Annotated in this window: 3 protein-coding genes and 5 pseudogenes; 2 read left to right on the top strand and 6 right to left on the bottom strand. The window is 51.9% G+C overall.

Annotated features, from left to right (window positions below):
* A pseudogene (locus tag QZ506_RS01115) lies at window positions 1-83 on the top strand (lipoprotein); the annotation flags it as partial.
* A 55-nt stretch (window positions 84-138) separates the two neighbouring features.
* Here QZ506_RS01115 and QZ506_RS01110 read toward each other — a convergent pair.
* The 5 genes and pseudogenes from QZ506_RS01110 to QZ506_RS01090 form a co-directional block, all read right to left on the bottom strand.
* Window positions 139-459, bottom strand: a pseudogene (locus QZ506_RS01110) (YbaK/EbsC family protein); the annotation flags it as partial.
* Window positions 460-487: 28 nt separating this feature from the next.
* Complete coding sequence (locus QZ506_RS01105; RefSeq protein ID WP_291968436.1) at window positions 488-1,303, bottom strand: TraB/GumN family protein; 816 nt, start codon at window positions 1,301-1,303, stop codon at window positions 488-490.
* A gap of 114 nt (window positions 1,304-1,417) precedes the next feature.
* On the bottom strand, window positions 1,418-1,876 hold the full coding sequence (locus tag QZ506_RS01100) for an NfeD family protein (protein ID WP_291968434.1): 459 nt from the start codon (window positions 1,874-1,876) through the stop codon (window positions 1,418-1,420).
* Window positions 1,866-2,789 carry an SPFH domain-containing protein gene (locus QZ506_RS01095; protein ID WP_291968433.1) on the bottom strand — a complete coding sequence of 308 codons (924 nt, stop codon included), beginning with the start codon at window positions 2,787-2,789 and terminating at the stop codon, window positions 1,866-1,868. The genes QZ506_RS01100 and QZ506_RS01095 overlap by 11 nt, the downstream gene beginning before the upstream one ends.
* Window positions 2,790-3,025: 236 nt before the next feature.
* Window positions 3,026-3,940, bottom strand: a pseudogene (locus QZ506_RS01090) (methyl-accepting chemotaxis protein); the annotation flags it as partial.
* A gap of 130 nt (window positions 3,941-4,070) precedes the next feature.
* On the opposite strand from QZ506_RS01090, the pseudogene QZ506_RS01085 reads away from it, so the two are divergent.
* Window positions 4,071-4,178 (top strand): annotated as a pseudogene (locus QZ506_RS01085) (IS1 family transposase); the annotation flags it as partial.
* Window positions 4,179-4,274: 96 nt separating this feature from the next.
* On the opposite strand, the pseudogene QZ506_RS01080 reads toward QZ506_RS01085, so the two are convergent.
* Window positions 4,275-4,422, bottom strand: a pseudogene (locus QZ506_RS01080) (IS5/IS1182 family transposase); the annotation flags it as partial.

Below are 4,422 nucleotides of genomic sequence, written 5' to 3'. Positions count from 1 at the left end.
AGGTGGGTGAAGCCATGGCCATGGTCAAAGCGCTTAACCGGATCACGCTATTAGGAATGCCGAACAGTATTCGCATCACGTAACAATCGACCCGTATGGGGCGCAGTCGTTACAAGTTCTGATTTATTCAACAAAGCCTCCCAACGGGCTAATACCGCCTACCAAATAGCCCGTAACCCGATGAGCCAGCATAGGGTCGGCCATATCCGCTTTTTTGGCACCAAAGGCTCGCGCCACCTTCTTTAAATCCAACTGCCCGGAGACTGGGGTGATGGCAACGGCTAAGTGTTTGGCATCGCCGTTCAGCGATACCAGCAGGGTTTTGTACACTTGCTCTTTATTCAGCCCCAGCTTACGCGCTGCTTCTTCGCCAAAATTGGTTTCGTTTGGATCATGGTCGTAGTTGTGAAGTTGGAAAGCGACCTTATTTTTTTCCAGAAGTTTTACTGCGTGTGTCATGGTGCTCGTTCCTTAATCAATCCCGTCGTTATTGCTTTGCATTAACAGGTTGTAGCAGGGAAGGCAGGCTATTGTCGCCGTACAGATGCAACGCACCGACAGCCACGACATAATGTCCGCTCGGCAGTGCTTGTAACTGATCGCGCCAGCGGGTATTGCGTTGACGCATCAATACCTCGGACAAGGCGTGGCTGAACGTCGCCGGCATAGCGGCAGCGGATTTTGCTGGCGGTCCTTCCAGCCACCAGCCGGTCATCACCTGAAGCAGACGCGCATTAACGTGCCAGTGATCCAGCGTATCTTCCAGTAATGCTACACCCCCCTGCGGCAATTGTCGCAGCATGGCGAGCTGTTCTTGCTGACCTTCAAATTCAATCACCGGAATGTTTGCCGCTTTGGCGGCCTGAATCAATTGATAATCGATGCCATAGTGAGGACGTAGGCCGAGCGATTGCGCTTGCATCGCCTGGAGCGTCAGCGCCGCGTGCCATGCAGGCAGATGCTCAAAGCGGTTCAGGCTAAGCGCCAGTGCCTCACAGTGCTGCTGGAACAGCTGATAGCGTTCTGGATCCAGGCGCTCCGCCAGCGTAATTGGCTCGTACTCTTCCTGCAACGGCGAACCCATATCGGAGATATCTGCTTCTACCACCAGTGCAGTAGACTGCTGCAATTGTTGCAGCAACACCTCCGGCGGCGGAGACATGGCTTCGCTGCCCATATGGATACTGCCCACCAAATGCAGGCGTCCGCCGCTTGTCAGAGAAACATCCAGTGCGGGGTAGGCATAGGCGAACGGTGAAATTAATCCCAACCACGTTGCCAGTTGGCGCAGTAACGTCATGATTTATCTCCATCAACCACAAACGCTCATGCTAACCGCTTGTGCCGCGCGAGGATACTTCCATAAGGATGAAAAATCCCCAACCGTGTTACTGTTGGGGATAGTCGGGAAGGGCGGTTAAACCTTGAGGGCGCGGACGTGTAGCGTAATGCCGTCAACGGCAATCACTTCTACGGTAGTACCGACGCGCAGAGCTTCATCGGTTTTGATCCGCCAAGTGCTGTCACCGATTCTGGCACGCCCGATGCCATCCACAACCGCTTTGGTGACAGTGGCACGCACTCCTATCAGTTGCCGACTGCGTTGGTTCAGCAGTGTGGCACCTGCTATCCGGCGTGAACGGCTACGCAGCCAGTATAACCACAGCAGCGCGATGATGATGGTCAGCACGGCAAATAACGTTCCCTGCCACGCCCAAGGCAGCGGTAATACCCAGGTTAATAAACCAATAATAACGGCAGACACGCCGCTCCACAGTAAATAACCGCTGGCCCCAAGCATTTCAGCCGCCAGTAGTAGACCACCGAGCGAGAGCCACACCCAGTGTGCACTCTTAGCCAGCAGTTCAACGTCCATTCTGGCTCCGGGCGTTTCCGCTATCTTTAATCAACTCGGCGATACCGCCAATAGCGCCCATCAGATTGCTGGCATCTAGGGGCATCATGATAACTTTGCTGTTGTCGGCAGAACCAATCTCTTTCAATGCGTCGGTATATTTTTGTGCCACAAAGTAGTTGATAGCCTGAATATTACCGGAGGCAATAGCATCAGAGACCATCTGAGTGGCGCGTGCTTCTGCTTCTGCGGCTCTTTCACGAGCTTCTGCTTCCAGAAACGCGGATTGACGCTCCCCTTCAGCTTTTAAAATTTGCGACTGCTTTTCACCTTCCGCTTTGAGAATGGCAGCCTGACGCACCCCTTCCGCTTCAAGAATGTCGGCACGTTTGGTTCGTTCGGCTTTCATCTGGGCGTTCATCGAGGCGATCAGTTCGGCGGGTGGGCGCACATCGCGGATCTCAATACGGGTGATTTTTATGCCCCACGGGCCAGTGGCTTCATCGACAATATGCAGCAGGCGGGTGTTGATGCTGTCACGCTGCGACAGCATTTCATCCAGCTCCATAGAACCCAGCACGGTACGGATGTTGGTCATGGTCAGGTTTTTGATCGCCAATTCGAGTGAACTGACCTCATAAGCCGCACGTGCCGCCTCCACTACCTGAATAAAGCAGATGGCATCAATCGTCACGTTGGCGTTGTCTTTGGATATCACTTCCTGGGAGGGAATCTCAAGTACCTGCTCCATCATATTGATTTTGCGACCAATGCGATCCATGAACGGTACCACCAAGTTTAACCCCGGCATCAGTGTCTTGGTGTAGCGGCCAAAACGTTCTACGGTCCACTGATAGCCTTGCGGCACGATCTTGATCCCTGACCATACAATAACCAGTGCAACAAATATCAATACTGGAATGACACTCAGCATGGTTTTCACCTCCAAAGGTAGTTTTAAAAATAATTTATTGAAATAAAACTAATTTCTCTTCATCCTGAAAAGGCTATTCTAGCGCAGTCGGTGCATAAAGCCCATCTTTTCGCAGGCGTAATCGCGCGTTGTCATTGGCGTATTATCTGAAAATAGCAAAAACGAGAGGTGAGGCGAGCAGGGGCGCTCATACGCCCCGGCAATAGGTTGAATTAAAAGGTGGTCCAGTTATCATTTTACGATGTTGTGGTGGAATCTGTACTTGCAGCAGCCAGTAACGGTGTTTTAGCGGTTGTTATAGGGGACGTCACTGTCATTGAACTGGTCGGTGTAATGACAAACACGGCGACGGCATCTGTCAGGCGTTGCGCTTGATTTTGCAGTGATTGTGCAGCCGCAGAGACTTCTTCCACCAGCGATGCGTTTTGCTGTGTTGATGCATCAACCTGCCCGACACCAATGTTGACCTGATCGATCCCGACGCTTTGTTCTCGGCTGGAGTGCGCAATTTCCGACATAATGCTGCTCATGTGAGAGGCGTTGTCGCTCAGGTTTTTCATTGATGTTTCGGCACCTTCCACCAGTTCCATCCCTTGTTGTGTGGTGTGCACGGCATCGTCGATCAGCGCTTTGATCTCTTTTGCGGCGGCGGCACTACGCTGCGCGAGGCTACGCACTTCGCTGGCCACCACGGCAAAGCCGCGACCCTGTTCACCCGCACGCGCTGCTTCAACGGCGGCATTGAGCGCCAATATATTGGTTTGGAAAGCAATGCCGTCGATTAGGGCGATGATTTTTACAATGTGGTTGGCAGAATCACGGATTTCATGCATTTTGCTCGCGGCATCAGACATTTTGCTGCCGCTATTTTTCATCTCCAGGGCGGCATCGTTCACCAGCGTATTGGCCTGTTGGGTATTTTCTGCGGTGTTTTTAACGGTAGCCGCTAGCTTGTTCATTGATGCAGCCGTCTATTCCAGAGAACTGGCCTGTTCTTCGGTGCGGCCGGATAGATCCAGGTTACCGGCCGCAATCTGTGCGGTAGCCGAAGCAATGCTGTGAGCACCATCGCGCAGTTGCCCGACAAGCTGCTGGAGATTGGTGCTCATCTTGTTCAGCGCATTCAATAAGATGCCAGTCTCATCTTTACGCTGATGGTCGATCGTAGGTCCTGACGGTTTTTCGCCAGATTAAGCAGCGTATCGCTGGCCTAGAAAAACTGGTCGTGTATTCAATATGTTGATTGCAGTGTGAAATGTCCGGTTTTGGATGTGGAATACAGTGGCTAAAGTTGATGTAAGATGCCCGTTTTGTGAACAGATATCTCCTGTGAAAAAACACGGTTATGGCAAAAGTGGCCATCAGCGTTACCGTCGTCAGTCATGCAAACACGGATGGCTACAGTGCTTACAACGACGAACTTCCAAAAGGGCTTTGTTGAATAAATCAGAACTTGTAACGACTGCGCCCCATACGGGTCGATTGTTACGTAATGCGAATACTGTTCAGCATTCCTAATAGCGTGATCCGGTTAAGCGCTTTGACCATGGCCATGGCTTCACCCACCTGAGCATCGTAGTCTCTCAGACTTAGATGACCACCCAGAAGCCTTTTGAACCGGAACATGGCCGTT

The organism is Candidatus Symbiopectobacterium sp. (genome assembly GCF_020054415.1).
Classification (GTDB): domain Bacteria; phylum Pseudomonadota; class Gammaproteobacteria; order Enterobacterales; family Enterobacteriaceae; genus Symbiopectobacterium.
The sequence above is the reverse complement of the archived record's forward strand: the minus strand, read 5'-3'. Positions and strand labels throughout refer to the sequence as shown.

What these genes read in the sequence shown, in the direction of transcription:
- QZ506_RS01095 (WP_291968433.1), bottom strand. Translation starts at nt 2,789, where the DNA reads ATGCTGAGTGTCATTCCAGTATTGATATTTGTTGCACTGGTTATTGTA.
- QZ506_RS01100 (WP_291968434.1), bottom strand. Translation starts at nt 1,876, where the DNA reads ATGGACGTTGAACTGCTGGCTAAGAGTGCACACTGGGTGTGGCTCTCG.